Origin of the sequence: Nodularia spumigena CCY9414 (assembly GCF_000340565.2) — a bacterium.
Taxonomy (GTDB): domain Bacteria; phylum Cyanobacteriota; class Cyanobacteriia; order Cyanobacteriales; family Nostocaceae; genus Nodularia; species Nodularia spumigena.
On record NZ_CP007203.1, the window covers coordinates 5,319,769 to 5,346,662 of the forward strand.

Annotated in this window: 21 protein-coding genes; all 21 read right to left on the reverse strand. The window is 42.2% G+C overall.

The genetic code is table 11. The features are described 5' to 3' along the window. Nucleotides 1-190: 190 nt before the first annotated feature. Complete coding sequence (gene trpD / locus NSP_RS23040) at nucleotides 191-1,288, reverse strand: anthranilate phosphoribosyltransferase (protein WP_006194637.1); 1,098 nt, start codon at nucleotides 1,286-1,288, stop codon at nucleotides 191-193. Between the two features lie 73 nt (nucleotides 1,289-1,361). Beyond that, on the reverse strand, nucleotides 1,362-2,588 hold the full coding sequence (gene trpB, locus NSP_RS23045; protein WP_017804458.1) for a tryptophan synthase subunit beta: 1,227 nt from the start codon (nucleotides 2,586-2,588) through the stop codon (nucleotides 1,362-1,364). Between the two features lie 223 nt (nucleotides 2,589-2,811). After that, the gene (gene trpA, locus NSP_RS23050; RefSeq protein ID WP_006194639.1) at nucleotides 2,812-3,636 is read right to left on the reverse strand and encodes a tryptophan synthase subunit alpha; all 825 of its coding nucleotides are present in this window, start codon (nucleotides 3,634-3,636) and stop codon (nucleotides 2,812-2,814) included. Between the two features lie 54 nt (nucleotides 3,637-3,690). Continuing rightward, on the reverse strand, nucleotides 3,691-4,518 hold the full coding sequence (gene trpC / locus NSP_RS23055; RefSeq protein ID WP_006194640.1) for an indole-3-glycerol phosphate synthase TrpC: 828 nt from the start codon (nucleotides 4,516-4,518) through the stop codon (nucleotides 3,691-3,693). An 85-nt stretch (nucleotides 4,519-4,603) separates the two neighbouring features. Next, on the reverse strand, nucleotides 4,604-6,802 hold the full coding sequence (locus tag NSP_RS23060; RefSeq protein ID WP_006194642.1) for an anthranilate synthase: 2,199 nt from the start codon (nucleotides 6,800-6,802) through the stop codon (nucleotides 4,604-4,606). A gap of 435 nt (nucleotides 6,803-7,237) precedes the next feature. Then, the gene (locus tag NSP_RS23065) at nucleotides 7,238-8,623 is read right to left on the reverse strand and encodes an alkaline phosphatase family protein (RefSeq protein WP_006194646.1); all 1,386 of its coding nucleotides are present in this window, start codon (nucleotides 8,621-8,623) and stop codon (nucleotides 7,238-7,240) included. A gap of 151 nt (nucleotides 8,624-8,774) precedes the next feature. Then, complete coding sequence (gene eboE, locus NSP_RS23070) at nucleotides 8,775-10,016, reverse strand: metabolite traffic protein EboE (RefSeq protein WP_006194647.1); 1,242 nt, start codon at nucleotides 10,014-10,016, stop codon at nucleotides 8,775-8,777. 93 nt (nucleotides 10,017-10,109) lie between these two features. After that, nucleotides 10,110-11,318: a 3-dehydroquinate synthase gene (locus NSP_RS23075; RefSeq protein WP_006194648.1), complete on the reverse strand. Its 1,209-nt coding sequence runs from the start codon at nucleotides 11,316-11,318 to the stop codon at nucleotides 10,110-10,112. Beyond that, nucleotides 11,312-11,959: a DsbA family oxidoreductase gene (locus NSP_RS23080; protein ID WP_006194649.1), complete on the reverse strand. Its 648-nt coding sequence runs from the start codon at nucleotides 11,957-11,959 to the stop codon at nucleotides 11,312-11,314. Before NSP_RS23080 ends, NSP_RS23075 begins: the two co-directional genes overlap by 7 nt. Nucleotides 11,960-12,178: 219 nt before the next feature. Beyond that, complete coding sequence (tyrA, locus tag NSP_RS23085; protein ID WP_006194650.1) at nucleotides 12,179-13,072, reverse strand: bifunctional chorismate mutase/prephenate dehydrogenase; 894 nt, start codon at nucleotides 13,070-13,072, stop codon at nucleotides 12,179-12,181. 59 nt (nucleotides 13,073-13,131) lie between these two features. Beyond that, nucleotides 13,132-14,421, reverse strand: a complete 1,290-nt coding sequence (locus NSP_RS23090) for a glycosyltransferase family 4 protein (RefSeq protein WP_006194651.1) — start codon at nucleotides 14,419-14,421, stop codon at nucleotides 13,132-13,134. 88 nt (nucleotides 14,422-14,509) lie between these two features. Further along, complete coding sequence (gene eboC, locus NSP_RS23095; RefSeq protein ID WP_006194652.1) at nucleotides 14,510-15,433, reverse strand: UbiA-like protein EboC; 924 nt, start codon at nucleotides 15,431-15,433, stop codon at nucleotides 14,510-14,512. 222 nt (nucleotides 15,434-15,655) lie between these two features. Beyond that, on the reverse strand, nucleotides 15,656-16,561 hold the full coding sequence (locus tag NSP_RS23100; protein WP_071839359.1) for a TatD family hydrolase: 906 nt from the start codon (nucleotides 16,559-16,561) through the stop codon (nucleotides 15,656-15,658). Nucleotides 16,562-16,626: 65 nt separating this feature from the next. Then, a complete protein-coding gene (locus NSP_RS23105; RefSeq protein ID WP_006194654.1) occupies nucleotides 16,627-17,325 on the reverse strand; it encodes an EboA family metabolite traffic protein in 699 nt (232 codons plus the stop codon). A gap of 117 nt (nucleotides 17,326-17,442) precedes the next feature. Then, the gene (scyF, locus tag NSP_RS23110; RefSeq protein WP_006194655.1) at nucleotides 17,443-18,618 is read right to left on the reverse strand and encodes a scytonemin biosynthesis PEP-CTERM protein ScyF; all 1,176 of its coding nucleotides are present in this window, start codon (nucleotides 18,616-18,618) and stop codon (nucleotides 17,443-17,445) included. After that, nucleotides 18,619-18,855, reverse strand: a complete 237-nt coding sequence (locus NSP_RS27130; RefSeq protein WP_071839360.1) for a hypothetical protein — start codon at nucleotides 18,853-18,855, stop codon at nucleotides 18,619-18,621. Between the two features lie 17 nt (nucleotides 18,856-18,872). Then, nucleotides 18,873-20,192, reverse strand: coding sequence for a ScyD/ScyE family protein (locus NSP_RS23115; RefSeq protein ID WP_006194657.1), 1,320 nt, complete (start codon nucleotides 20,190-20,192; stop codon nucleotides 18,873-18,875). Nucleotides 20,193-20,314: 122 nt separating this feature from the next. Further along, on the reverse strand, nucleotides 20,315-21,574 hold the full coding sequence (locus NSP_RS23120; protein WP_006194658.1) for a ScyD/ScyE family protein: 1,260 nt from the start codon (nucleotides 21,572-21,574) through the stop codon (nucleotides 20,315-20,317). Nucleotides 21,575-21,715: 141 nt separating this feature from the next. Then, the gene (gene scyC / locus NSP_RS23125; RefSeq protein WP_006194659.1) at nucleotides 21,716-22,687 is read right to left on the reverse strand and encodes a scytonemin biosynthesis cyclase/decarboxylase ScyC; all 972 of its coding nucleotides are present in this window, start codon (nucleotides 22,685-22,687) and stop codon (nucleotides 21,716-21,718) included. 29 nt (nucleotides 22,688-22,716) lie between these two features. After that, nucleotides 22,717-23,778 carry a tryptophan dehydrogenase ScyB gene (gene scyB / locus NSP_RS23130; protein ID WP_006194660.1) on the reverse strand — a complete coding sequence of 354 codons (1,062 nt, stop codon included), beginning with the start codon at nucleotides 23,776-23,778 and terminating at the stop codon, nucleotides 22,717-22,719. A 147-nt stretch (nucleotides 23,779-23,925) separates the two neighbouring features. Beyond that, nucleotides 23,926-25,809 (reverse strand): scytonemin biosynthesis protein ScyA, encoded by a 1,884-nt coding sequence (scyA, locus tag NSP_RS23135; RefSeq protein ID WP_006194661.1) that lies wholly within the window; start codon nucleotides 25,807-25,809, stop codon nucleotides 23,926-23,928. Nucleotides 25,810-26,894 lie beyond the last annotated feature (1,085 nt).

Consider the following 26,894-nt stretch of genomic DNA (forward strand, 5'->3'; position numbering starts at 1 on the left):
GGATTTGAAAGAGTTTTTGCATCTTACCCACTCCCCAGAAGAAGCAGGGGCGCACCGGAGCACCGGAGCAAGGGGGAGTGAGAAATTACTTTAAAACTTCCGGTTACTTAACAGCCGTTCCTCTTCTCCCCTGCCCCCTGCCCCCTGCCCCCGTTCCTCTTCTCCCCACTCCCCACTCCCCAAACAGTTTTTATTGCAAAAATTCGGCAAGTTGTTTTAGTTTTGTCCATGCTGCGCCGCTTTGCAGAATTTCTTGAGCCAGTACAAGGCTTTTAAAGCAACCTGTTAAAATATCGGTTTCTCTATCAACGGCTTGACCAACTTGGAGTGCTAAGGCTGTATTCAAAGCCACTACATCTTGTTGGGGTTTAGTGCCTTTACCTTGAAGAACTGCTTGCAAAATTTCGGCATTTTCTTGGACATTTCCACCTCTTAAGGCGGCGGTGGGTGCAAAACCCAAACCCAGTTCTTGAGGATTGAGTATGAGATGACGTACTTTTTGGTCTTGGAGTACGGCTAAGTCTGTTAAATCTGCTAATCCAGCTTCATCTAATCTTTCTCGCCCGTGAAGTGCGATCGCTTGCCGACATCCCAATTGTGATAAACTTTGTGCGATCGCTTCTAATAAATGTGGGTCGTTAACACCAATAATTTGCCCCGTTGGTCTCATGGGATTAACTAAGGGTCCCAGCAGGTTAAAAATACTCCGCACTTTCAAAGTTTTGCGTAAAGAAGCAACGGCTTTGAGTGCTGGATGCCAACCAGGGGCAAACAAAAAGGTGATGCCAACTTCACCCACAGCCGCCTGTACTTTCTCGGAACTCGCGTTGAGATTTATACCCAAAGCTTCCAAGACATCAGCAGAACCAGTTTTACTAGATGCGGAACGATTACCATGTTTAGCAACTTTTACCCCGGCGGCGGCGGCTACAAAAGCCACAGCAGTGGAGATATTAAAAGTTGAAGCTCCATCTCCCCCAGTTCCACAGGTGTCAATGAGGGGAGTGGGGAGTAGGGAGTGGGGAGTGGGGGAAGAAGATTGAGATTGTAAGACGCTAGCCATACCAACTAGCTCATCTGCGGTGATACCTTTGGCTTGAATGGCTGCTAAAATTGCTCCCGATAGTACAGGAGGAATAGCATCAATCAGCCAACCTTGCATTAAATAAGCCGCTTGGGTAACAGTTAAGGATTGTCTATCAAGTAACTGTTGCAATAATGCAGGCCAATTGTAGGAGTCAGGAGTGGGGATGCTTTGTCCCGGTTGAGTTTGAGTTATGGTTGTCATTTCGATTTGCGGGAACAGGGAACGATTAACAGACGGGCAAGATGCCCATCCCACAAGAAAATTTGGCAGATTTTTAACTCAGGAATTTGGCGACGGTTTGCACATCTTTGTCACCTCTACCAGAGCAATTAATTATCAGGCGGGGACTACCATCGAGTTGAGGACAGAGGGTTTCTAAATAGGCGATCGCATGAGACGTTTCCAAAGCTGGTATAATCCCTTCTAATTGAGAAAGTCTTTGAAAAGCATCTAAAGCTTGTTGGTCTGTAACGCTGTAATATTCAGCCCGACCCAGATCCTTTAAATAACTATGTTCAGGACCAACACCGGGATAATCTAGTCCTGCACTAATAGAATGTGCTTCCACGACTTGACCATCATTATCTTGGAGTAAATAACTCATCGCCCCGTGCAGAACTCCCACTTTTCCTCGTGTTAAAGTTGCTGCGTGCTTATCAGTATTTACACCCTCACCGGCTGCTTCAACTCCAATCAGACGTACACTCGGTTCATCCACAAATTCATCAAATAATCCCATTGCATTAGAACCGCCACCCACACAAGCCAGGAGAATATCCGGTAATCCTCCCCATTTTTCCTGACACTGACGGCGAGTTTCTTTACCAATGACCGCGTGGAAATCACGCACCATCATCGGGTAAGGATGAGGACCCGCAACCGAACCGAGAATGTAATGGGTGGTTTCCACATTTGTCACCCAATCCCGAATAGCTTCTGATGTGGCATCTTTGAGGGTTCCAGTTCCTGCTGCTACAGGACGCACTTCTGCACCCATGAGCTTCATCCGAAACACGTTCAGGGCTTGGCGTTCCATGTCGTGGATGCCCATGTAAATCACACACTCTAAACCAAATCGCGCACACACCGTAGCTGTGGCTACTCCATGTTGACCTGCGCCTGTTTCGGCTATGATGCGCTGTTTTCCCATGCGTTTGGCTAGCAACCCCTGAGCTAAGGCGTTATTAATTTTGTGTGCGCCTGTATGATTTAAATCCTCTCGCTTTAAGTAAATTTGCACCCCTGTGCCATCGGGTCTAGCGTAGTGTGTGGTCAGGCGTTCGGCAAAATATAAGGGGCTGGGTCTTCCGACATAATCGCGGAGTAAGTTTTGCAGTTCTGCTTGGAAGCCTATATCATGGCGATATTGGTGAAATGCTGTTTCTAATTCACTCAATGCCGGCATTAGGGTTTCGGGAACGTATTTACCGCCGAATTTGCCAAATCTGCCTAAAGCATCAGGTCTTACTGTTGCAGTTTTGATTTTTTGTATGTTTACCATTGGTGACAAGTCTTTTAATTGATTATTGAACCGCAGAGGCGCAGAGGACACAGAGAGAAGAGAAGATAAAATCTACCTTTCTTTTTCTTTCTACCTTTGCGCCTACCCTTCGGGAACGGCTTCCCTTCGGGACGCTGCGCGAACGCCGAATGCGCCTTTGCGTGTTAGCGTAGCGGGGCGTAGCCCAACAAATTCATATTCTGAATTAGCAACGCCATAATTTTTAAGCAGAAGCAACTGTTTGCAGAGATATGGGGCTAATTGCGGCTTTGAGTTCACGACAAAGTTTTTCTACGGCTTGCAGTCCTTGGGTGGGGCTACCTTCTGCTAACTTTTTGACAAAGGCACTACCGACAATTACGGCATCTGCTCCCCATTCTCTGATTTGTTGTGCTTGTTCTGGTGTGGAAATACCAAAGCCTACGCCTATGGGTTTATCGGTGATGTTTCGCATATCTGTGAGTAAATGCTGTACGCGGCTTTGCATTTGAGAGCGCATTCCCGTAACTCCAGTTACACTAACAAGGTAGATGAAACCCTGAGATTGACGTGCGATCGCCTTTATCCTATCCTGAGAACTTGTAGGAGCTACTAGCAGAATTACCTCAACCCCAAAAGCCGCCGCAGCTTGGATTAATTTCCCCGCTTCTTCCAAAGGTAAATCTGGTACTACCAAACCTCGCACCCCAGCAGCTACAATTTCCGCTAAAAACGCCTGAATACCCCGGTGCAAAATCGGATTGTAATAAGTAAATAAAATTAACGGTGCTTTCAGCTTAGGACTGACATCGCGCAACATTTCCAGCACTTGCTCTAATTTAATTCCTGTTTGCAAAGCACGAGTTGCGGCGGCTTGAATCACAGGGCCATCTGCTAAAGGGTCAGAGTAGGGAACACCCAACTCAATGAAATCAGCACCATTACGATCTAAAATACGTAAAGCCTCAGCAGTGGTTGTTAAATCAGGATCGCCGGCTGTGATAAAGGGAATCAAAGCACATTGTTGGCGATCGCGTAAAGATTGAAAACAATGAGAAATAGTAACCATTTGTAATCATTCACCTCAAAATGGGTAATTAGTTATTGTCTATTAGTGGTTAGATCATGCAAAACTCAAGATACGACGCACAGCTTCTTCTACATTGGTTTGTTTAACTAAAGATTCCCCCACTAAAACTGCACGCGCCCCAACTTCAGCCACAAAAGATAAATCAGCAGGTGCATACAATCCCGATTCACTGACGACAGTTATATTCAAGCTTTGTAATTGTTGCTGGCGTTTTCTTAAAAGTTGGTGAGTTGTTTGTAAATCGACCGTAAAATCCTCCAAATTACGATTGTTAATTCCTAGCAAACGCAAGTTTTCTAGCTTTAGCACCCGATCCAATTCCGTCAAAGAATGAACTTCGACTAATGTATTCATCCCCAAATCGTGAATCAGTGACAAAAAGTTTTGGAGTTCAGTATCTGAGAGGATAGCCGCAATTAATAACACAGCATCTGCACCTGCTGTCCGTGCTAAGTAAATTTGGTAGGGGTCAATGATGAACTCCTTGCACAGCAAAGGTAAGGCTACAGCAGCCCGCACAGCCCGGAGATTGTCAAAACTGCCTTGAAAGAACTTTTTATCAGTAAGGATGGATAGACAGGCTGCACCGCCTCGCTCATAGGCTTGTGCGATCGCCACCGGGTCAAAATCAGCCCGAATTATCCCCCGACTAGGTGAAGCCTTTTTAACCTCAGCAATTAAACACGGTTGACAGGGACTTTCTTGTAAAGCACGCAAGAAATCTCGCACAGTCGGCGCAGTATTTAACCCTTCTTGCAAAGCAGTTAAAGGTAATTGTTGCTGCATTTGTGCAACATCTAGCCTTTTATGCAAAACAATTTCTTCAAGAATGTTACTACTAGTGACAACTGAAATATTCATAACTTCCTAAATCGGGAGATAACTAACAACCAATGACCAATGACCAATGACTAATGACTAATGACCAATGACCAATGACTAATGACTAATGACTAATGACTATGGTCTTTTCAGTGAAAGCAAGCATGACGTTTTTAATAATTGCCAAACCCACCTCGCCCGAAAGAGTCATGATTGATTCTGGATGAAACTGAACCGCAGCAATAGGAAGAGTTCGATGCTCAATACCCATAATAATATTGTCATCAGAAATCGCCGTTACCTTCAGTTCTTCTGGTAAATGTTCCTGTAAAGCAAACAAAGAATGATATCTACCCACAGCAAAAGATTTCGGTAAATCTTTGAATTTCACAGAACTTGTATCAGTCACAAAAATTCGCGAAGATTTACCATGTTGGGGATAGTTGAGAACTCCTAATTTACCGCCAAAAGCTTCCACAATACCTTGAAGTCCCAAACAAACTCCGAAAATCGGGATTTGGCGCTCAATACAGGCGGCGACAGTCTCGGAAACTCGAAAATCATTTGGTCTACCAGGCCCAGGAGACAAAACAACTAAATCAGGGCGTTCTGTATCCAATAGCGATTCTGCAAAGCCGTGACGTAATGTAGTCACACTAGCACCAGTTTGGCGAATATAATTAGCTAATGTGTGAACAAATGAATCTTCATGGTCAATTAATAGAATGCGTTTCCCAGCTTCAACATTAGGAATACATTTACTCAAATTTATGTAACTGCATTCCTCGGCTTTTTCATCAGTTTGTCTAGCCCGTCGAATCGTTTCAAATAAAGCCGCAGCTTTAGTAATTGTTTCTTGTTCTTCTGCTTGTGGAATTGAATCATAAAGAACAGTAGCACCAACACGCACTTCTGCAATCGAATCTTGTAATCGAATTGTCCGCAGAATTAACCCAGTATTTAAATTTCCATTGAAATTCAAGTAACCAACTGCGCCACCATACCAACGTCGAGCGCTACGTTCATGCTGTTCAATAAATTGAATTGCGGCTCTTTTGGGTGCGCCTGTAACTGTAACCGCCCAGGTGTGAGTTAAAAAGGCATCCAAAGCATCAAATTCAGGTCTGAGTATGCCTTCAACATGATCTACAGTGTGAATCAAATGGCTATATAATTCAATTTGACGACGACCAATAACTTGTACAGATCCAGGTTCACAAATTCGAGATTTATCATTACGATCTACATCTGTACACATTGTCAACTCAGCTTCATCTTTGTGAGAGTTGAGTAACTGACGAATTTGATCAGCATCATCAAGGGCATCTTGTCCACGGGTAATAGTACCACTAATCGGACAAGTTTCTATGCGTCTACCTTCAACCCGCACAAACATCTCTGGAGATGCACCAATTATGTATTCTCCACCTAAATTAAAAATGAATCCATAAGGACTAGGATTAATTTGTTTTAAAGTGTTGAAAAGTTTACTGGGAGGCGCTTCACAGGATTCAAAAAAGTTTTGACCGGGAACCACTTCAAATAAGTCGCCCCGGCGGAAATAATCGAGCGCTAATTCAACTTGTTTCGCATATTCGCCCTGATGATGATCAGAAATTTGAGTTGGGGTCAGGCGTTTACCTCGATAATCAATAGATTCACCGTTACGAGGTAGATTATTAGTGATCCCGTGGGCTGTGTCAAACTCATATTGCAGTCGAAATGCCTGTTGGAGATAATAATCAACAACTATCAATTCATCAGGAAGATAAAGTAATAAATCTCGCTGATTTGTGGGACGTTCTAGGGTTTGGGGAACTGGCTCAAATTGGAAAACCAAGTCATAACCAAATGCTCCATACAATCCTAAATGCTCATCTTCTTGACTAGAGAAAGTATGGAGAATTTCCCGGACAACTGTAAATGCTGAAGGTTGTTTACTACGCTCTTCTTCAACAAACAATTGGTTGGAGGATTGAATAAATCCAGAGATATATTTATTTGTTTGTTTGATGTTTTGAAGTTCTTTTGATTGACAAAGGCGTTCTAAAAGAAATGGTAAAAGTATTTGTCCTCGTTCATTCAATGCTGTCAGGGTAAAAGCGTTTTCTCTTGTTGTCAATTCTAGTGGTGGATTAACAAATCCGATTGCCCATCTTTTATATCTTCCTGGATATTCATAGCTGCTAGCCAGCAAGCCTCCACGCTGAGAATTGATGTAGAAGAGAATCTCTTCGAGCGCAGTGTCCATCTTCACTTCTGTAACGGAGCGAGAGACAAGCACACCACCAAGAGTTGTGTAGGACTGGGAATCAAAATTCATGGGTAATTTCTTTGGAATGGTTATTAGTCACAAGCCATTCATGATAATAGGTTAATTGGCAATCAGGAGCAATTATGACAATTTATTTATTGTCTTTATACTTACCTGAATCTAAACAAGGCATTGATTTCGTGTTCTTCTAATTAACTTTTTTCTAGTTCTTCATTAAGGTTAATGAATATTAAGCATTTGTTGCATGAAGATTTTTTATATAGGACTATCAATTTATTTGTTCTTATATTATTTAACTGAAGTGATGAGCATCAAATTCCCCTCCTCGCAAGCGGGGAGGGGTTATAGCAAAAGTCAAAAGATGCGTAGATGCGTAGGTTGGGTTGAGGAACGAAACCCAACGCCAACAATCCAGATTTTGTTGGGTTGCTTCAAATTCCTCTCCTCGCTTGCACCGGAGGGGTTAGGGGTGGGGTTCTTCAATTAATTGTCGCTATTTTCAGTGAGGTGTCTGAGGATTAATTGGCAAACATCAATGGCTTTTATTGATGAAGAGTCAAGCAAGTCAGTTTGTTGAGTAATCAATAAAGGTCCTTCATTGGGAGAAGGTGGAATACAACCGTGAGATCCACGTACTAAGTTAGCATCTAAAGGAATCACATCCATCAAGTAGCGAAAACCAAGTTGTTTCTTTAACAGTTTTCCAGCAATTTTCAACTTAGGAAATTTAATTTGCGGGTCGAGAAACAGTTCTACAGGGTCGTAACCTGGTTTACGATGAATATCTACTGTTCTGGCAAAATCAGGGGCGCGGTGGTCATCTAGCCAGTAATAATAAGTAAACCACGTATCTGGTTGAGCTAGTGCTACCAATTCTCCCGATCTAGAATGATTCAGATGTGCATCTGACTTGTTAGTTTCATCTAATACATAAGCAATTCCTGGGGTTTCTTCTAGAAGCGATCGCACTTTGGAAATATAAAATGGATCATTAACATAAACATGAGCAATTTGATGATCAACAACTGCAAAGGCTTTACTCGCACCAGCATCTAAAATTTCTCTTCCCAGTTCTTCGCGCACACTCAGCAAACCATTTTCTCGCAGCATCCGATTTAAATGGATGGGTTTTGTGACTGATGTAATCCCATATTCTGACAACACGATAACTTGAACGCCACGATTTTCATAGTATTGAATCAAATCGCCACAAACTGCATCAATTTCTTGTAAATCCTCTGCTATTTTGTTGACATCAGCACCATATTTTTGTAAGCAGTAGTCAAGATGTGGGAGATAAACCAGTGTCAGCGTGGGGTTACAGTCTTTTTCCATCCACTTGGCTGATTCTGCAATCCATTGGGTAGCCCGAATTGATGTGTTAGGTCCCCAGAAGTTGAAAAGAGGAAACTGACCTAAGTGTTTTTGCACTGATAAACGCAATTCTCCCGGTTGCGTATATATATCCGGGATTTTTCTCCCATCGGCTGGATACATCGGTCGGGGAGTGATGGCATAATCTACTGAGGAGTACATATTATACCACCAAAATAAGTTGGCGCAGGTAAAGCTAGGATCTATTTCTTTGGCTATTTCCCAAATTTTGGGCCCTTGTATGAGTTTGTTGGATTGTCTCCAAAATTTAACTTCACACTCGTCTCGGAAGTACCAACCATTACCAACTATTCCATGATCTTTAGGTAGTTTTCCTGTGAGGTAGGTGGCTTGTGCTGTACAGGTAACTGCGGGTAATACGGGGTCTATGGGTGTTATTTTTCCTTGTTTTGACCAATGGGAAAGGAAGGGGGTATGCTCACCTATTAGGTTGGGTGTTAATCCTACTATGTTCAGAATTACAGTTTTTTTCATAAGATTTTACGTTCGCGGAGCGTGCGCGTAGCGCATACCGCCAAGTCGCCAAGAGAGCAGAAATACAGGAGTTTACCAGTAAATGAAGTACACATCTTAATAATAGATATCTTGTGGGGGAGGGCAAAGATGCCCGCCCTGTAATTACAAATTAGGGAGATACGAATTGTTTGGTTAATAGTTTGGTTTGTACCCATTGGTACTCGCGCTCAATTGATGCGAGTAGGTTTAGTTTTATTGGTTGGGGGAGGACTTCCCAGGTGTAGGTTTCAATTTCTAAATGGGTGCAGGTCTGGTTATCTCGCAGTAATTCTAGTACGGTGGTAATGTCGTCTTGAGTAGACTGCAATAGATGATAATCCCGGATGAAAATGGGTACGTGGAAATGAATTCGCCACTCGCAAGCGTTGGTATTTTTTAGGTGTGGTAAAGCGTTTTCTAAGTCGGGATAGTGAATTAGTCTGTTATTTTTTTGACGCGCAATTACTTGATGTAAATATGTTGATTCAGCGAAAGGACTTAATCTTTGTTCTATTAGGCGACGTTGTTCGCTATCTTCTGATAATTTGACCTGTAAAGCTGCACTAATCTGAATTTTACCAATCTGAATACCCGCAGCTTTAAATTTCTGGAAAACTGCAATGGGATTTTCATACTCAATTGCAAAATGGCAGGTATCGTAACAAATCCGCACATGATCTAATAAATAATTTTCCGCAAGTGTTTGTGAAATTCCTAAATTCTTTACCAAATAAGTGCTACCAATAGGTAATAAATGCTTCTGAAAATAATTAATAACTTCATCTGCATTTTCAATTAATCCATCTGGTTCTGGTTCTAAATCTAGATGCAGCAGTTTTCCTTGCTGATTACGGATATCTACCATTTGCGCGACTACTTCCGCTATCTGGAGACTAGCACTATCCATTACTGATGCTTGAACAAGTTGATTTCCTTCATACCAAGGCTTGTAAGATAAAGGCAGTGTAGAAATACTCCCCTCTGTATGATTGGGTAATAATGCTGCCAAAATCTCTGTAAGTTGTAACGTATATTGCAACCGTTCCGGCTGAGTCCAATTTGGTGCATAAACTTGGTCTTTCACTACTTCTTGATGAAATTTACCATAGGGAAAACCATTCAAAGTAAACACATATAAACCTTCCTCAGTTAACCACGACTGAAACTCATTTAAAGCTTCTCTTTCCAGCAATTCCCTAGCTGCAACTGCTGCTAAACGTAACCCAATACCAAAGGATTTACCCGGTGCAACTCTAGCTTTTAGAAGTGGAATATACTGCTTTAAATTAGCAAAAACCTGATCCCATTCTTCCCCCGAATGAATATTAGTACAATAGGTTAAATCAAAATTATTATTACTACCTAACTTCATTTACTTATCCAGAAAATTGAGTAAAAATCAGCACAAAAAACATAACACACATCTAATCTTTATCAGCGTTTATCTGCGTTCATCTGCGTTTGATTATTGACTTTTAAAAAACACCTGTAACTGCAAAATTGCTTGTTTATATAAAGACAAATCAACCTCATGAACTTCAACACCCTTGCCAATACCTTGCAGCAGTGTTAAAGTCAACTTTCCACCCAAATGTTCCCGAAACTCAGTCAAACCACGAAATAAACAATCAGGATGTTCTGGGTGTGATAATTGTTCGGCTAATTCTGGTACATACAAAGTAAAACCCAGTGCATTAAGTGTATTTAATATTTTTTGCAAATCTGACAAACACAGCATTCCTAGAAGATAGGAATAAGTGCTATCCAAAGCAATACCAATGGCGACAGCTTCCCCATGACGTAAACTATAATTAGTTAAATGCTCTAATTTATGAGCCGCCCAATGTCCAAAATCTAGGGGACGAGATGAACCCATTTCAAAAGCATCACCACTCTTAGCAATATGTTCTAAGTGTAATTGAGCGCAACGATATATTAGCTGTTGCATACTCTCCATTTCTCGATGAACGAGTGCGCTGCTTTGGGTGTGGATAAAATCAAAGAAATCAGCATCTTTAATCAGTGCTACCTTCAGCGCTTCTGCAATTCCAGAACGCCAGTCACGCTCATCTAAAGTTGTTAAGAAAGCAGAGTCATTAATCACTGCATAAGGTGGCGCAAAAGTGCCGAGAAAATTCTTTTTACCAAAGGCATTAATGCCGTTTTTTACCCCCACACCGGAATCATTTTGTGCTAATACTGTTGTGGGAATCCGAATTAAGCGAATTCCTCGATGAGCAGTAGCGGCTGCATATCCTACTAAATCCAATACAGCACCACCGCCAATAGCCAACAAGTAGGAGTGGCGACATAAACCTGCTGTATTAACTATTTGATGAATTTGCTCTACTAACCCGTGATCATTTTTTGCAACTTCGCCACCGGGAACTATTATCGGTTCCACAGCGAGATTTAATGTTTCTGCATAAAATTTGCTGTAGGTTTCTAATTGCTGAATTAATGTGGGTTGAAATTGTAATAATCCTGCATCTACAACTGCGACTATTTTCTTTGGTTTTGTTTCTCCATCGGCTGTAATTACTTGGGCTAAGGTGGGATTTCTTAAATCAAATAAATTTTTGGTGAAGTAAACTTCATAGTTGAAGCTAACTGAGACACTTTGATTTATTGATTGCCGATCAGATACGGTTTTTTGGGGAAAATGTATTACCATTGTTTTGTTAAGACTTCTATAAATTTAGCCCGATTTAGAGCTTCCAGAAATACATTAACTGACTGAGAACCATCTACTCTGACTTGGTTATTGAAGATGAAAAACGGCACGCTATGAATGCCATTTAACCGAGCAAATGTGGATTCAGCCATAACTGCGTCAACAGCATGATTAGCAGTCAATTTTAGTCGCAAGTTGTTTTCATCCATTTGGTGATTTTTCCCAATAGCAACTAGGACTTCAATATCACCGATATTCAACCCATTTTCAAAGTAAGCTTGATAAATTGCTTCTACGATGTCGTTTCTGATTTTTACAGGTGCGAGTGCAATCAGTTTGTGAGCAAGTTGAGTATTAACAGCCAAACGGATTTTGTCAAAATTTAGCTGCACTCCAGCCACCTCACCTGCTTGTCGCGTATAATCAAATATTTGCTGAAGTTGTGCTGAACTAATTCCTTTTCTTTTTTGCATGAAGCTACGAAATTCATATCCCTCTGAAGGAATAGTATTATCTAGTAAAAAAGGATGCCAGCGAATATTTACCGCTTCTTCTTCCCATTGTGCCAGTGCATCAAAAAGATGCTTTTTTCCGATTCGACACCAGGGACAAACAGTATCATGAAAGATGTCAATCAGCATAAATTTGGTTAATTAGAATTAGGTTTTGCTAATTGAAGATATTAGTTTTGGCACGCACCAGGCGCACCAGGCGCACCAGAGTAAGAGTTGAGAAGATTGAGATTTGAAGCTTCATACCCCAATTCAGCCATGCCGAAATTTTTATGCAGTGAATCTCATGTTTACAGCATAAATAAATTATCGGTGTTTATCTGTGTTTATCTGTGGACTAAAATCTCTTTAATTCTCTTTTTCAGGAAAACCATTTAAAGACTCAACCAAATAGTTATTTTTTGCCCCCAGAAATTCTTGAGCATTTTCAAATTCTTGAATTAATGCAGCGCGGTCTTTTTTTGCCACCAGCATTGCCAAGCGGCTGTAGGTATTAGCTAAAGAGTTAATTGCTTGACATCGCTCTTCTGTAGCGAGGATGATATCAACACATAAATTCGGGTTTTGGGCAAACAAACGCTGGAGAATTTCAATTTCTTGACGATAGCTAGGTGTTGACATAGATAAACTACGTTCTATGTCGATTTCAGCTTCTGTTAAGAAAACACCAAGACTAAATCTAGAAAAATGCTGCGTTGCTTGAACAATTACCATCATTTGGTCATGTTCTTCAGGAGTGCAAGTTATAAGTTCTCCACCCTGATTTTTAATTAAGTTTAATAACCATTGAAATGAATCATCGTTTCTACCTGGACATACTACTACTTTTTGTCCCAAGAACGATTTAATATTAGGACCAAACATAGGATGTAGTCCCATTACGGGGCCTGAATGGTGTTCCAGCATTGCTTGAGTAGACTGGGTTTTGATACTCGTAATATCGCACAATGCTGTATTTGGGGACAGGTATTGAGATGCACGCTTAATAACCTCAACAGTCCGTTCAATGGGAACACTAACTAAGACTAATTCTGCCTGACTTAGTAGTTTATCTGCATACATCCAATCCTCATGTTCGAGAACACTAACATTGTTACCGACAGATGAAAGTTGCTCTCTAAATAATTTTCCCATCCGGCCAAGTCCACCGATAATGGTAATGTTTTGGCTTTGGGGATGATTTACTAATGTAGACTCAGGCTTGAGTATTTGGTTGCTTTTTTGAAGCTTATCTGGGATCATTTCGTTTAACCCAACCTACTAATAAAAGTTTGATGGTGAGTAATCATCTGGTTTTGATATCAATTTCCCAAAAGTGATTTTTTAGAACTCAATTTGGGGATGACTTTTAAAGTTGATTCTCTTTGTGATGTTACATGACAAAATAGGTCTTCGTAGCCTTGCAGGGCTTGTTCAAAGGAATAGTTGTCTACGGCAAAGTTTCTCCCTTTTTCACCTAGCTGCGCTGCTAGTGTCGGATTTTCATATAATTTTTGCACTGCATCTGCCAAAGCATCAGGTGATTCTGGATCTACCACTATACCACCACCACTGAGTTGAATTGCTTGAGCCGCAGTGCCAGTTTTGGGGACTGAACCGACTATGGGTCTACCACTGGCCAATAGCAATGGTATTTTTGAAGGCATATTAAATGAAATCACGTTGCGCTTCTGCACAATTAACCCTACATTAGCTGCTGCCAACATTTGCGGGAGTTTTTCTCTGGGTTGCAAGGGTAGTAATAATACATTATCTGCACCACAACTGTGACAATGTTTCTGCAATCTTTGTAATGCTTTAGATTCGCCGACAATCACAAAGACAATTTCTTGAATATGACGCAAGCGAACTGCTGTTTCTACTACTGTTTCTAGTCCTTGTGTCAGGGCAATGTTGCCTGAATAAAGTACGATAAATTTACCACCTAGTTGATGTTCTGTTCTCCAAGAGTTATTTTTCTTTGCTAAAGGGCGGATGAAATTTATGTTTACCCAATTGGGAATGCAAACTATTTTTTGAGTAGGGACTCCCTTATTAACTAAATTCTCTCTAAACCCTTCACTAATGACGCTAATAGTGTGTGCATTCCGATAGGCAAATTTTTCTAGGAATGTTAGCACTCGGATCATCCACTTGTTTTTCAGCAGCCCGATGCGTATAGCAGCTTCTGGAAGAATATCTTGGACATTCAGGACTACTGGGCAATTGTATAGCCAACCGAGTAAGGCGGCTGGTAAAGAAACCAGTAGCGGTGGAACTGTTAACAGAATCACGTCTGGTTGCGGCCCTTTCAGGGCTTGTGGCAAACTCGTGAAGACAAAGCTCAACTCTAGCAATAACCGATCAAGAAGGTTAGGTTTGGACTTAATTCGTAGGTAACTTCGCTGAATCGTGACACCGTTTTTTTGTTCGGTTAAGTACCATTTACCTTGATATCCATCGTAAATTTGGCGCTGGGGATAATTGGGCATTCCTGTAATTACCCGTACTTTATGACCTTGCTCTACCAGCCCTTCGGCTAATTCAGTCATTAAAGGCGCAATGCCAATTGGCTCTGGATAATAGTTGTAAGAATAAATCAAAATGTACATAAGATGTTAATGTTTGGGAGTCACTCTAATCAGGTCGGCTTTGTTGAGATAATTATTATACAGGAATCAGGATTCTGAGTATTCAGATTTAAGTCACTGCAAAGACGTGTGCCAGTTTCAGAGAAATCGGCAGCAGGCTCAACACTACTAACCCAGATGACAAACCCGCAAAACCCCCAGCAATAGTCGTATCTAAAATTATTAGTGATAGTATACCAGCCTTAACTGCGAAGCGGATCTTTTCTGGGGTTGGTTCGCGTAAAGCTTTGATAAACGGTAGCAAAACTTGAATTGTGAAAAATATCAGAAATGGTGATGCTGTTAAGAGTTGATAGTTTGTGAACAGTCCCAGCCCTAAAAGTCCTGAGATGACTATGACAATCAGTGATAGTGCTACTACCCCAGTACTCAGCTTGGCTCCATGTACTTCACCTCGACTCAGGAGAGTGATAGCCGCAATGTAAACTATGGGAATCAAGGCTAAAAACCAATATTCTCCTACCATTGTTGGTAAGACACTCACGCCTAATAATAAGTTACCTCCACGACAAATCCCCATATTGACAGGGCCAAAAATGGGATGATGTTTCCCGAAAGCATCATAAAATAAGGCGGCTACAGCGATGCCAAGGGCTAGAATGGCGCTCAACCAAGAGACTTGAGAAGCTGCTACTATACCTATACTCAAAAGCCAACTTCCTAGTAAGGTTGCTCCCCTACGAGATGCCCTACCACTGGGAATAGGCCGTTCTGGTCGTTCTTGAGTGTCTAGTTCTGTATCAAATACATCATTAAATACGATACCTCCGCCATATAAGCCGGTGGTGGCGAGTAGCAACCATGCTAGGGGGATAAGATTCATCTCCCAGGCGGTAGCTTGATTGGTGATGACAATATACTCGGAAGCTGCAAAGCCTGCTAGGATATCTGCCCAGGCGGTGACAATGTTGGCTGGGCGCATTAATTGTAAATATGCCCACAGGCGATGGGGTTTTAATATTGCGGTGTTCATTTTTATATAGCTGGGGAGTGGGGAGTGGGTTAAAACCCGAATAGAGTGAGGTTCAATATCCGTTTATCTCAAACTCTCATTCTCTGCGCCTCTGCGCCTCTGCGTGATACAAATCCATATTTAAAATCAGCAACATCATTTTTTATTTAAGAGGAACGAACCACAAAGTACGCAAAGTCGCAAAGGAAGAAGGAAGGAAGTTGGGCGTACTCTGATGCTTTTTTACTCTATTAGTGCGTATTCACGGCTGGTTTCTATTAGTGGTTCTTGTCCGCGTAGTACGGAGTTATCATTGAACATCTGTCTTTGGTCTATGGGTTGGGGGTTTAGCCAATGGGATTCTTTGATTTGTCCACTTTGGCTGTAAGCTGTAAGGGCATTTTGATAACAGACTGCTCTGACATCGGCGGCGGAAATTCCCCTTTCTAGCATCAATTGGGCGGTCTTGGGTACTGCTAGAGGATCACTGACTCCCCAATCTGCACTACTGTCTACGATGATGCGATCGCACCCATAATGACGGACAATTTCTACCATGCGGGCATTCCCCATTTTTGTGTGGGGGTAAATTGTGAATGCTGCCCAAAAGCCCCGTTCTAAGACTTCTTCAACGGTTTCTTCATTGTTATGGTCTACAATTACCCGCGATGGTTCTAAACCATGTTCAAGACAAACATCCATGCTGCGACTTGTACCAGCTTTTTTGTCGCGGTGGGGTGTATGAATCATCACCAACATATCTAGTTCTTTGGCTAGTTCTAGCTGGAGGCGAAAGTATTTATCTTCGGCTGGGGTCATGTCATCGTAGCCAATTTCACCGATCGCCACTACACCTTCTTTACAAGCATACAGGGGCAATAGTTCCATGACTTGTTCTGCTAGGGCTTCGTTATTGGCTTCTTTGGAGTTTAACCCCATTGTGCAGTAATGCTTGATGCCAAACTGAGCCGCCCGGAATCTCTCCCAACCAACTAAGCTGCTGAAATAGTCCTGGAATGAACCAATGTTTGTCCGGGGTTGTCCTAACCAGAATGCTGGTTCAATGACTGCGACTATACCTGATTCGCGCATTCTTTGATAATCGTCGGTTGTGCGCGAACTCATGTGAATGTGAGGGTCAATAAACATAATTTCCTAATTTCCTTAGTGTTAATACTGATAAATTTGAGTAAATTAGTGACTCTGTTCCTCAATTACGAATTATTGACTAATTGCCAAAGTTCGGCGGGGACTGGACGGTTAGCGCTTTGGCGTTCGTGGGCGTAGTTAATTAACATTTTTGCGAGGTCGCGGTTAGCACGAAGATCCAGACCCTGAATTAAATGTAGAGGCCTGCCGATAAATAAGGCTTTCAGCACCATTTGATTCCATGCCGGAGTGTTAAAATACTGGGCTGGGTAGGGATTTTGTAAGGCGATCGCATCAAAAACTGCAATCATATTACTGCGAACTCCCTCAGCCGCCCGTTTTTGCAATTGTTCTGGATAAGGTAGCAAAGGTAAAGCTTGATACAGAGCTACTAATTCTCCTCCGTCAGCAGTTGTAAATACTTGCTCTAGGGCGTGTAAATATTTTTCTCGATCATCTTGCGGGAGAGCCAATACTAATAATGTGCGCGCGGCTTGATCTACGCTCCAATGACCGGGACACCAACCGACTTGCATAACTGCGGCGGCTTTTAAATCTTTTGCGTTAAGCTTTAGCTGCTGTTTGCCTGTATAACGGGATACGGCACTGAACGCCGTAAAAAACTCGCGCCCAAGCTCACCGCCTTTAATCTGCTCTCTTTTGTTATCTAGCCAGGTCAGAGCTTCTGGAGTAACTGCTAATGAAACCCAGTGACGTAATAAGCTAGTAATACTGGTTTGCTTCAAATAAACTACAGCAGACATAATTACAATTTGAATAAATTTTATTCTTGCCCTGACCGAAGAAGCTGGGGGAGCAAGCCCCGTCCTTTCAAATCAGGGAAAGATGATTCTTGGGAATTAAACAGAAGTGATTTCCAGTTATTTCTCTAAACTGAGGAATCTTTTTTTCTGCCTATTTTTCCGCAACTGCACAACACTAGCCCCAATACCGAATAGTCCCAGACCTAAGATTGAAGCAGGTTCAGGTACTTTAGCAGCTCGTTCTACTGATAAGACTTGAATACGACCTTGGAAGAAATCGCCGACATAGACTTTGCCATCGTTGTAGTGTAAGCCAGCAGTCCAGTTAAATTTACCTGGTTCGAGGTCGATGGGGTCGCCATAAGGAGTTGTTCCGCCTAAAGCAATAGGTGTGGGTGGTGGTACAACTTCACCAGATGAATCACGGGTTGGTTCACCAAAGGTAGTTAAGAAATTACCGTCTTTATCGAATACTTGAACGCGGCTATTTTGAGAATCTGCGACATAAATATTCTCGTATTCGTCCACATCAATGCCGATTGGCTCTATAAATTGTCCGGGTTCTGAGCCAGTAGAGCCAAACTCAAAGAGAAACTCACCATTTGGGTCAAGAACCTGAATGCGTCCGTTGTACTGGTCGTTAATATAAATTCTGCCAGTTGTGTCGGAGATAATTAAACCTCCTGGCCCCAAAAATTGACCGGGTTCACTGCCAGGACTGCCAATAGTTCTAATTTGTTCGCCTTCTGGATTATATACTTTGATAATGTCAGCGCTAAAGTCACTCACATATAAGTTACCAGCTGCATCAAAGTCCATTCCTCCAGGGCCAAAGAAGAATCTATCTTCTACTGGTCCACTAAAGGAAGCATAGGATGTTTTATAGTTACCCTCGGCATCGAATACGTTAATTCGGCTGTTGAAAACATCACCTACGTGCATATCTCCGGTGATGGGGTTAAATCTAAGGTCGGCTGGTTCGTCGAACTCTCCAGACCCTGAACCTGTGCTACCAATGCCTTTAATATAGTTGCCTTCGCTATCGAAGACATCAACACGGTCAATACCTCGACCATTACTGACGAAGATGTTCCCAGTAGAGTCTTGTACTCCTATGCCTTGGGGAACAGTTATTACTCCGGGAACACCTGGATAATCACCATCGGTAAAGGTGGCTGGTCTACCAATGCTCGTTTCGTATTTTAAACTTAAGGCTTCGGCTGTACTGACTGCTGCTAATGTCATCAATCCAGCGCTAGCAAGTGCGATTGAGAATTGTTTAACTAATGTCATCTAAAATAAGCTCCTGGGGACTTTGGGGTGTGTGGGGGGGAAGAGGCAGGGGTGCAGGGTGCAGGGGGGCAGGGTGCAGGGTGCAGGGTGCAGGGGGGAGAAGAGGGTAACTTCCCAATGACTAATGACTAATGACCAATGACCAATGACTAATGACCAATGACTAATGACTAATGACCAATGACCAATGACTAATGACCAATGACTAATGACCAATGACCAATGACCAATGACCAATGACCAATGACCAATGACTAATGACTAAGTTTGCGCTTTGCTAGAGAAGTTGTGCTGAATGCTGCTGCGGCGATGAGACCTAGTACAGTGGTGGGTTCGGGAACTTTCTGGGCGCTCAGATCAATTTTGATCAGTTGTCCTGTTCCTGAGAGTCTGGAATTATTTGAGGTATATAAATTGCCATCTGGACCAAACGTTAAGCCTGAAGCTAGCTCTAGTCCATCTCCACTCCAGATGGTTGTGCGATCGCCATTAGGAGCTATTTTGATCACAGAACCACCAACATCACCGATGATATTACCGCCCTGTTCAATGGCTTTCCATTCTGACTGATCAAGGTGTTGCAATGCATACAAATTGCCTTCAGGGTCGTATGCCACGCCTGTCAGTTGTGTGAAACCATCAGCAAGGGTTTCTATTGATAAATCATCAGGGTTAACTTTATGGATGCGGGCTTCACCTTCTGGATAGGGAAAATAAGTAAATTCGCTGACTGTTAAACTCCCATCAGGTGCGATCGCAATCCCTGTGGGTACAGATTGGTTTGATACTGGAAGACCATTGGATGCACTTGTAAAACCTGGGGGTAATTCCGCCCCTCCGGTTGGATCTACTATCCCCTCTGGAAGAGTTGGGAATTCTAGTTGATCTGCTGATATGAGTTTCTCTGGGAATTTGGCTACGTTCTTAATACCACTGCCATCAAGTCCCACAGAATATATTGTATTTCCGCCCCCATCAACAACGTAAGCTGTATCATCCTGAATTGCCATGGCATAAGGGTTGCTAATCACATCACTGCCATCAGGATTATTTTGGAGTTCATAGTCTGCAAAATCGGCAAGACTTGTGAGTGAATTAGTTTCTAAGTCTACTTGATATAATTGTCCGAGTAAGGGGGCGTTTAATGGATCTTCTCGTGTGTTGGGATTCCCAGCATAGCCGTATAAAAGATACGCGTTGCCTTGGGAATCAAATTTAAAGTCCGCAGGACCTGCCGCTTGTTCCCCAGAAGGGGTTAATGCTAAAGATGGGAGATTCGGGATGACGGTTTCTGTTTTCCCGTCTGGAGTAATTTTGAGCAGGGAAGCAGTATCACCAGAACATAAAGGTATATATTGGGCGCTAGGTGATGGTACACAACTTCCGTCTTTGCCATCGCCCCCGGAACCACTCTCTGTTAAATAAATACTACCATCAGGAGCAAAGTCAAAATTTCGGGGATTATTCAGACCATCGGCGATTACTGATAGAGTGGCGGCTGATGCTGCTTTGGTAGTAGCTACAGTGGCAATACAAAGAGTCAAAAAAGTCAGAGTCAATGACTTGAGTTTCATAGTTTTAGAAATTGATAGTTGGTAATTTGTAGAAATTTTTATGACAAGGAATCTCTTGCCCTAGTGGTATTTAGGGTAAACACTGGTATTAATTGAAAACTTTTTATCTGAGCGCTCAGGCTTTATTTTTGAAGGGGTTTGAGGCTGCTATTCTTTCGCAACTGAACAACGCCCAAAGCGCCGAGAGTTAATACACCTAATGCAGAATTAGGTTCAGGAACAGACTGGATATTTTTAATACGGATAATTTGTCCTTCTCCGGGGCGATCGCCTCGGTTGGCAATGTATATATCACCATCTCGACCAATTGTCAAGGCAACAGGCGATTCTAATCCATTACCACTGAGAATCGTGGTGCGATCGCCATTGGGAGCTATTTTGATCAAAGAACCATCTAGATTACCTTTCCAGGCTGACTCATTGGCATACTGCAAAGCGTACAAATTGCCATGTTGATCAAATTCCAAGTCTATAAGTTGGGTAAAACCATCTGCATAGATTGTGGGAATACCATTATCACCAACTCGATAGATTTTTGCGCCATCTTCTGGAAACGGAAAACCTGTATATTCACTTATATAGTAGGCTCCGTCTGGTCCTTTGGCAACACCTGACGGGACTGATTGCGTAGTCAAGTCTAATGGTGGTGCTTCGGTTTGAGATGCTACTTGTTCGGGTTCGTTCGATGGGGAAAGGGAAGGTGGGAAGACTGGATTGGTTAATGTCTGTCGGGGAAATATGGCCGTTACTTGCAAATCAGACCCCACAGTATTAGCACTTAATAAGCTGTTGGCAGCAGAATCAACCGTCACCAGTTGATGATCATCTATTAAAATTTTTAAGGGATTGCTATTCAAGTCATCGCCATCAGGATTGTTCACGAGTTCATGGTTCGATATATCTGCAATACTCGTCCACGAATTGGTATCAAAATCAGGAGCGATGATTGTTCCTAGTCCAGTTTCACCCAAAAGAGCGCGATAGGTAGGATTAGTCCCATACCCCAGCAACACATAAGGCTTACCTGTAGCATCAAATTGAATATCACGGGGACCAGCAGCTCTTTTGCCATCTGGTAATGCTAAGGAAGGTAATCCTGTGAGTACGGGCTTGATTTCACCGTTTTCAATGACGCTGACTACTCCCGTATTACCATAGCACAAGGAGTCGCCTTCACCGCTTGCTGGTGGAACGCAAGCGCCATTTCCTCCTGTTCCACCTTCTGTTATATATAGTTTACCGTCGGGGGTAAAGCTGAGTCCACCTGGATTATTTAAACCTTCGGCAATTACTGTAAAGGATGCGGCTTCTGCTGCTTTTATTCCCGAAACAGCAGTAATATAAAGGCTGAGTAGGGTAATAGTAAGTTGCGTGATTTTCATCTGTTGCAGGTATTGATGGCGTAATGTTTTTAAACGCAGAGGGGCGCTGAGGTAACGCTGAGGTACGCTGAGGTTTAATTCTCTGGGAATTCTGTTTATGGGTTTGAGGTGGAAATTGGCGGTAGGGCTTTCAGGTTTTTTTTAGTGGCTGGTAATTAGGGAATTTTGATTTTTTGGGATATAGCTCATTCCTAAGTCAAAGGATTTTATGTTTCCTGCTTGGGCTTCTAGCATCCTTTTGATGTTCATGCTTTCGGCTCCAAAGTCTTCTATTTGCAGTTTCCCGTGGGCGAGAAGTTGATCTGTTTTCCAAAATGTGATTCTATGCAGGATGAAGCCTGATGCTTCAGGATCAGCGAAGGCGTAAGCTGTGGGTATGAGGAGGGCGACGGAACGCTGATAAAATCCGTAGTCTGGATAAAAGTTTTCTTGTTCGAGTAAGTTGTATTTGCTTAAGTTATGTAGTCTCAGAGAAATTTTGATTTTTTGATCATATTCATCTCTGAATTCACCTGACTGGGAAGTAATTTCTCCAGATGGTCTGACTAAATGCGCCCACTCATCCATATTTTTTAAGTCTGATAAATACTTGACTCCCATGTTAATTGGCGCATCAACATAAATGGTATCGGTATCGATGAAGTGGCGACCTTTGGCTGCTGTACTACGTCCGGCTTGGCGTTCTAATATGGCTTTGAGGGAACGAGTTTCGGATGTATGTACGGTGTGAATTCCCTGCATTATCATGGGGGTTTGTCGTTTGGGATCGACAAAGCTTAACCAATGGAAGTACACACCTTTTTCATCGGTTTCTGGGTCAATGTAGCTGGGAGGAAACAATAAAACAGGATAGACTTGGAAGTAGTTATTGTACTCAAATCCACAGTGCCATTCGATGCCATAAAAAAGCGGATTTTCTAGCTTTTTTACATGATAGTAGAGATTTTTATGATAACCTGATGCTGTTCCCAGCCAGGTATCTTCGTCAATTTGCTCGATCATCCGGCTAAAAAGTGTCCAATCGTCTAAGTTTTTTAGACTGCAAAGATACTCAAAGGCGCTCTCTGGGGAAGTAGCGATATAAGTTGATGTTGCAAATGAGTTTTTTTCCATTTTTCACTCCTTAAATTAATATTTAGTAATTAAGCCGCAAGTTCGGGAATCTTGCTTTTTTTAGCATTCATTATCCGGTCTTCTGCTAACTGTTTGGATGCATCATTTGTGGTAATTTTCTGCTGTTTAGCAATGTCAAAGATGGCGAGAAGGGTGTCATAAATGTTATGGACTTGTTGAAAGGCTTTTTCTTCGTTGTAGCCAATCATTTCGTTGTAAACATTAATCAAACCTCCAGCATTAATTACATAATCAGGGCAGTAAGTAATGCCTTTTTGGGTCAGCATTTGACTATGTATTTGCTCATCTCCTAACTGATTATTAGCCGCGCCGGCAATAATTCCCGCTTTGAGCAGAGGTATTGTTTCACTATTGAGCATTCCTCCTAAAGCACAAGGAGCAAATATATCAACATCAAGGGCATAAATTTCTTTGGGGCTGACAACAGTTGCACCGAATAGTTGTTTTACTTCTTCTGTTTTGGCTGTATCTACATCGGTGACATAGAGTTTCATTCCATGTTCATGTAAGTGATGACAAAGATTTTTACCGACGTTTCCCAAGCCTTGAATGGCAACTTTGAGTCCTTTAAGTTCTTGGCTTTCCCAATGAGATTCTACAGCAGCTTTGATGCCTAAAAATACTCCGAGGGCGGTGACGGGAGCGGGACCGCCCGACTTTTCTGATACCCCAACGACATATTTTGTTTCTTTACGGATTGAGCGGACATCTTCAGGAGTTAGATTGACATCTTGTCCTGTGATAAAACGTCCATTCAGTCCTTCAATAAAACGTCCATAAGCTCTGAAGAGTTCAGGTGTTTTCTGTTCAGGATGAGCAATAATTACTGCTTTTCCTCCACCAGCCGGAATGTTAGCACAGGCGGCTTTATAGGTCATACCACGACTGAGGCGCAGCGCGTCTTTTAAAGCAGCTTCTTCACTAACGTAGGGGAAGAGTCTTGTCGCTCCCATTGCTGGTCCGAGAGTTCGATCATGGATAGCAATAATCGCCTTGATATCGGGGTTTTTGCCATGACAGAATATAACCTGCTCATGACCCATTTCTCTCACAGTTTCAAATAGCAACATTTGCGTTTTCCAACATTATTTTTAGGATAATTTCAAGTAATTAAATGCCAATTAAACAATTTTAGATTTTAGATTCCCAGTTTTAGATTTAAATTGAAAAAATACTTTAATCCAAAATCCAAAATCCAAAATCCAAAATTGGGACGGTTAAACTGATGGAAATGAAGCTGGTTTAATTGCACCGTTAACTTGATTTGATTTGACTCCTTGTGCCGCCAAACTTTTATTTCTTCCACCAGAGGGTGCGGTTTTGTCAGCATCAATGACGACATCAACTAGAAAGGGAACATTTGAGGCGATCGCTTGTTCTAATGCAGCTTCTAAATCCGACTCTCGCACCACACCAATAGCTTCTGCACCCATACCACGAGCAATCATGGCAAAGTTGGTTTCAGGCATTTCTGCATCTGCACCTTTTAATCCCAACATTTTCATGCCTTGATGACACATATTGTAACGGGCATCATTGAGGACAATCCAGACAGCCGGAATATTGTATTTCACAGCTGTACTGATTTCGTTATTCATCAACATTGCTCCGTCGCCCACAACCGCTACAGCTTTACCATTTCGGGCTTGTGCAGCACCTAATACCCCTGTGACTGTGTGTCCCATAGCCCCAACTCCGGTGCTGACTCGGTAACGATTGGTTTGAGCAAATCGCAGGAAATGAGTTGACCAAGTAAAAGAATTACCACACTCGGCCATAACCACTGCATCGCTACCCTCAACGATGATTTTCTGAATTGCAGCCATTAACACTTCTGGTCGCACTGGATATACATCTGAAAGGGTTGCAATGGCTGGGAATTCTGGATGAGGTAGGCTGATATCTGCGGAACAAGGCGGAATATCTGGCCATTGCTGCAAGAGTTCCTGCATATAAGCTTTGATATCAGCCTGAACTGGGAATGTTTGTGCGTCTGCATAGGCTACCCCTGGAACTTCTGGATCAATGTCTACATGAATAAAGCCTCCAGAGGGAACCATGACTTTACTCCAAAAGGATGTGGGTTCGCCTAAGCGGGTTCCTAATACGAGGGTGCGTATGGGAGTTTCTTCTTCCATGTAATTCAACACTGAAGCATGACCGCCCAAACCTGTAACACCGACAAACTGGGGATGATCTTCGGGAAAGATACCTTTACCACGGGGTGAACACATGACTGCGGCTCCGGTTTTTTCGGCGAATTGGCGAATTTCCTCGGCTGCGTGACGAGCGCCAAAACCGACCCAGATGGCAAATTTGACCCCAGATAGTAATTCTACAGATTTGGCGATCGCCTCGAATGGAGCAGTCATGGGAAAACTCGGCACATCTAGTTGCGGTAGGGAGATATCATCAACTAAGCTGGTCTGCACCGCAGTGGGAATACTTAAATGGACGACAAATCCGCCTGGTTGCGCTAAACCTAAAGCAATTTTGCGGAAAATCTGGGGAAGTTGCGCCGCCGATTCAATGGTGATTGCATAGTTGAACAGCGCCCCTGGGGTAAAAATTCCGCCACTGGGTAGGGTGTAGCTGCTGGTTTCCTGAATCGCCCAGCGTCCCCGTTGCGGGGCGGAAGTGCAAGCTGAGAGTAAAATCACTTTTGCACCTTCTCCACGGGCTGCAAACAAGCCGGTGAGGGCGTTTGTGATCCCTGGCCCGGCTGTGGTAAAAACTACCGTAGGGCGATCGCTCGCAAAATAAGCCTCGGAAGCCGCAAAAGCCGCCCCAGCTTCATGGCGAAAGTTCAACACCTCTATATTGCTATTAGATAGCGCATTCCAAACGCTAGCCATTGCACCACCGGCTACCCCAAAAGCATATTGTACTCCCAAACTTTCTAACATTTGAGCGATCGCCTCAGCAACCGAGAGCTTGGGGGGTTCATTCCCTAAAAAAGGTGTAATTTCCGTTTTTTGCTCTAATTTCTCCAACTGATGAGAACCGTTTGGCGAAGATTCTACATAGTTGTTTGGTGGTAATTCCTTGTATAGCTCAGTGGTCATTTGAGGAGAATTTGAATCAGTATAGTTTTGACTCATAGATTTAACGTAATTCCAGAAACTTGTATAAAGGCTCCTTTCTTCGCACATTCACATTGCTGGGAATATCTCATACAAACGTCTCTGTTTTTTACAGTTATGACCGGATTAGATCAATAGTAAAGACGGTTGAATACTGCTAATGCATGGTTGTGAGCGCAGTTACCATTTTTTTTGTAAAGCGTACACAGTCAACGACGTGCTTATGGGAATCATCATAGAGTTCATCAAAACATATTTGCAATCAATTTTCTTTGGATAGGGTTGTCAATTTTTTCGCTGTGACAGTTATAAGTAAATTACATCAGCAGATTTATCTACTGTGAGTTTGAAGATTATCAAGGCATATTTGCAATCAATATTCTTTTGCTAGGGTTGTCAAATTTTTTGTTCCAGCACTTTGTAAGTAAATCAACTACACACATTAATTTTATAAATCTTGTAGCGGAGGGCTAAAATGCCCGCCTAGTAACTACTCAGATGAAATATCTTGTATAATCTTAGCCAACTGTAAACATTAATTTTTTATGCTTATTAAGTGCAACAAAGATAGCGTTTCCTAATCTCTTAGGTACTATAGGAATGCGGTTTGATTTATGAAAAAATTTAAGTATAGTAGGGTGCGTTAGGATGAAATCCGTAACGCACCATTATTTAGGCTTTGGTGGCGTACTCTCCTCGCTTTAACACACCCTACGTGTCTTTTCAAAAATCAAATAGGAATCCTATATATTATCTGTGTTTATTTGTTTACCATACACCAATAGCGGAGCATGGCGTTAGCCATAGCCACGAACTGCTACATCTGTGTTCGCATCTATTGAGGTGATAATCGCCAAAATTTCTCATTTTAACTTAATAAAATAATTATTCAAATGAAAAACACTTTTTATATTTTCCCTCAACCCTCTTGAAAGTTACTTTTATGACGCTCATTCAGACATATAGGATTAATTATTTCTATTTCTTGAGATAGATGAATAAGCAATAATTAGATATTTTTATCTAAAAAATGTTTTTCTTAAAACAAATAATCTAGTACTACGTTATTTTTCTCTAATGAGATGTATTTCTCAGGGCAGATG

Bases quoted from the DNA above. Each gene is read 5' to 3' on its own strand.
- trpD (WP_006194637.1), bottom strand. From the start codon at position 1,288: ATGACAACCATAACTCAAACTCAACCGGGACAAAGCATCCCCACTCCT.
- trpB (WP_017804458.1), bottom strand. From the start codon at position 2,588: ATGGTAAACATACAAAAAATCAAAACTGCAACAGTAAGACCTGATGCT.
- trpA (WP_006194639.1), bottom strand. From the start codon at position 3,636: ATGGTTACTATTTCTCATTGTTTTCAATCTTTACGCGATCGCCAACAA.
- trpC (WP_006194640.1), bottom strand. From the start codon at position 4,518: ATGAATATTTCAGTTGTCACTAGTAGTAACATTCTTGAAGAAATTGTT.
- NSP_RS23060 (WP_006194642.1), bottom strand. From the start codon at position 6,802: ATGAATTTTGATTCCCAGTCCTACACAACTCTTGGTGGTGTGCTTGTC.
- NSP_RS23065 (WP_006194646.1), bottom strand. From the start codon at position 8,623: ATGAAAAAAACTGTAATTCTGAACATAGTAGGATTAACACCCAACCTA.
- eboE (WP_006194647.1), bottom strand. From the start codon at position 10,016: ATGAAGTTAGGTAGTAATAATAATTTTGATTTAACCTATTGTACTAAT.
- NSP_RS23075 (WP_006194648.1), bottom strand. From the start codon at position 11,318: ATGGTAATACATTTTCCCCAAAAAACCGTATCTGATCGGCAATCAATA.
- NSP_RS23080 (WP_006194649.1), bottom strand. From the start codon at position 11,959: ATGCTGATTGACATCTTTCATGATACTGTTTGTCCCTGGTGTCGAATC.
- tyrA (WP_006194650.1), bottom strand. From the start codon at position 13,072: ATGATCCCAGATAAGCTTCAAAAAAGCAACCAAATACTCAAGCCTGAG.
- NSP_RS23090 (WP_006194651.1), bottom strand. From the start codon at position 14,421: ATGTACATTTTGATTTATTCTTACAACTATTATCCAGAGCCAATTGGC.
- eboC (WP_006194652.1), bottom strand. From the start codon at position 15,433: ATGAACACCGCAATATTAAAACCCCATCGCCTGTGGGCATATTTACAA.
- NSP_RS23100 (WP_071839359.1), bottom strand. From the start codon at position 16,561: ATGTTTATTGACCCTCACATTCACATGAGTTCGCGCACAACCGACGAT.
- NSP_RS23105 (WP_006194654.1), bottom strand. From the start codon at position 17,325: ATGTCTGCTGTAGTTTATTTGAAGCAAACCAGTATTACTAGCTTATTA.
- scyF (WP_006194655.1), bottom strand. From the start codon at position 18,618: ATGACATTAGTTAAACAATTCTCAATCGCACTTGCTAGCGCTGGATTG.
- NSP_RS23115 (WP_006194657.1), bottom strand. From the start codon at position 20,192: ATGAAACTCAAGTCATTGACTCTGACTTTTTTGACTCTTTGTATTGCC.
- NSP_RS23120 (WP_006194658.1), bottom strand. From the start codon at position 21,574: ATGAAAATCACGCAACTTACTATTACCCTACTCAGCCTTTATATTACT.
- scyC (WP_006194659.1), bottom strand. From the start codon at position 22,687: ATGGAAAAAAACTCATTTGCAACATCAACTTATATCGCTACTTCCCCA.
- scyB (WP_006194660.1), bottom strand. From the start codon at position 23,778: ATGTTGCTATTTGAAACTGTGAGAGAAATGGGTCATGAGCAGGTTATA.
- scyA (WP_006194661.1), bottom strand. From the start codon at position 25,809: ATGAGTCAAAACTATACTGATTCAAATTCTCCTCAAATGACCACTGAG.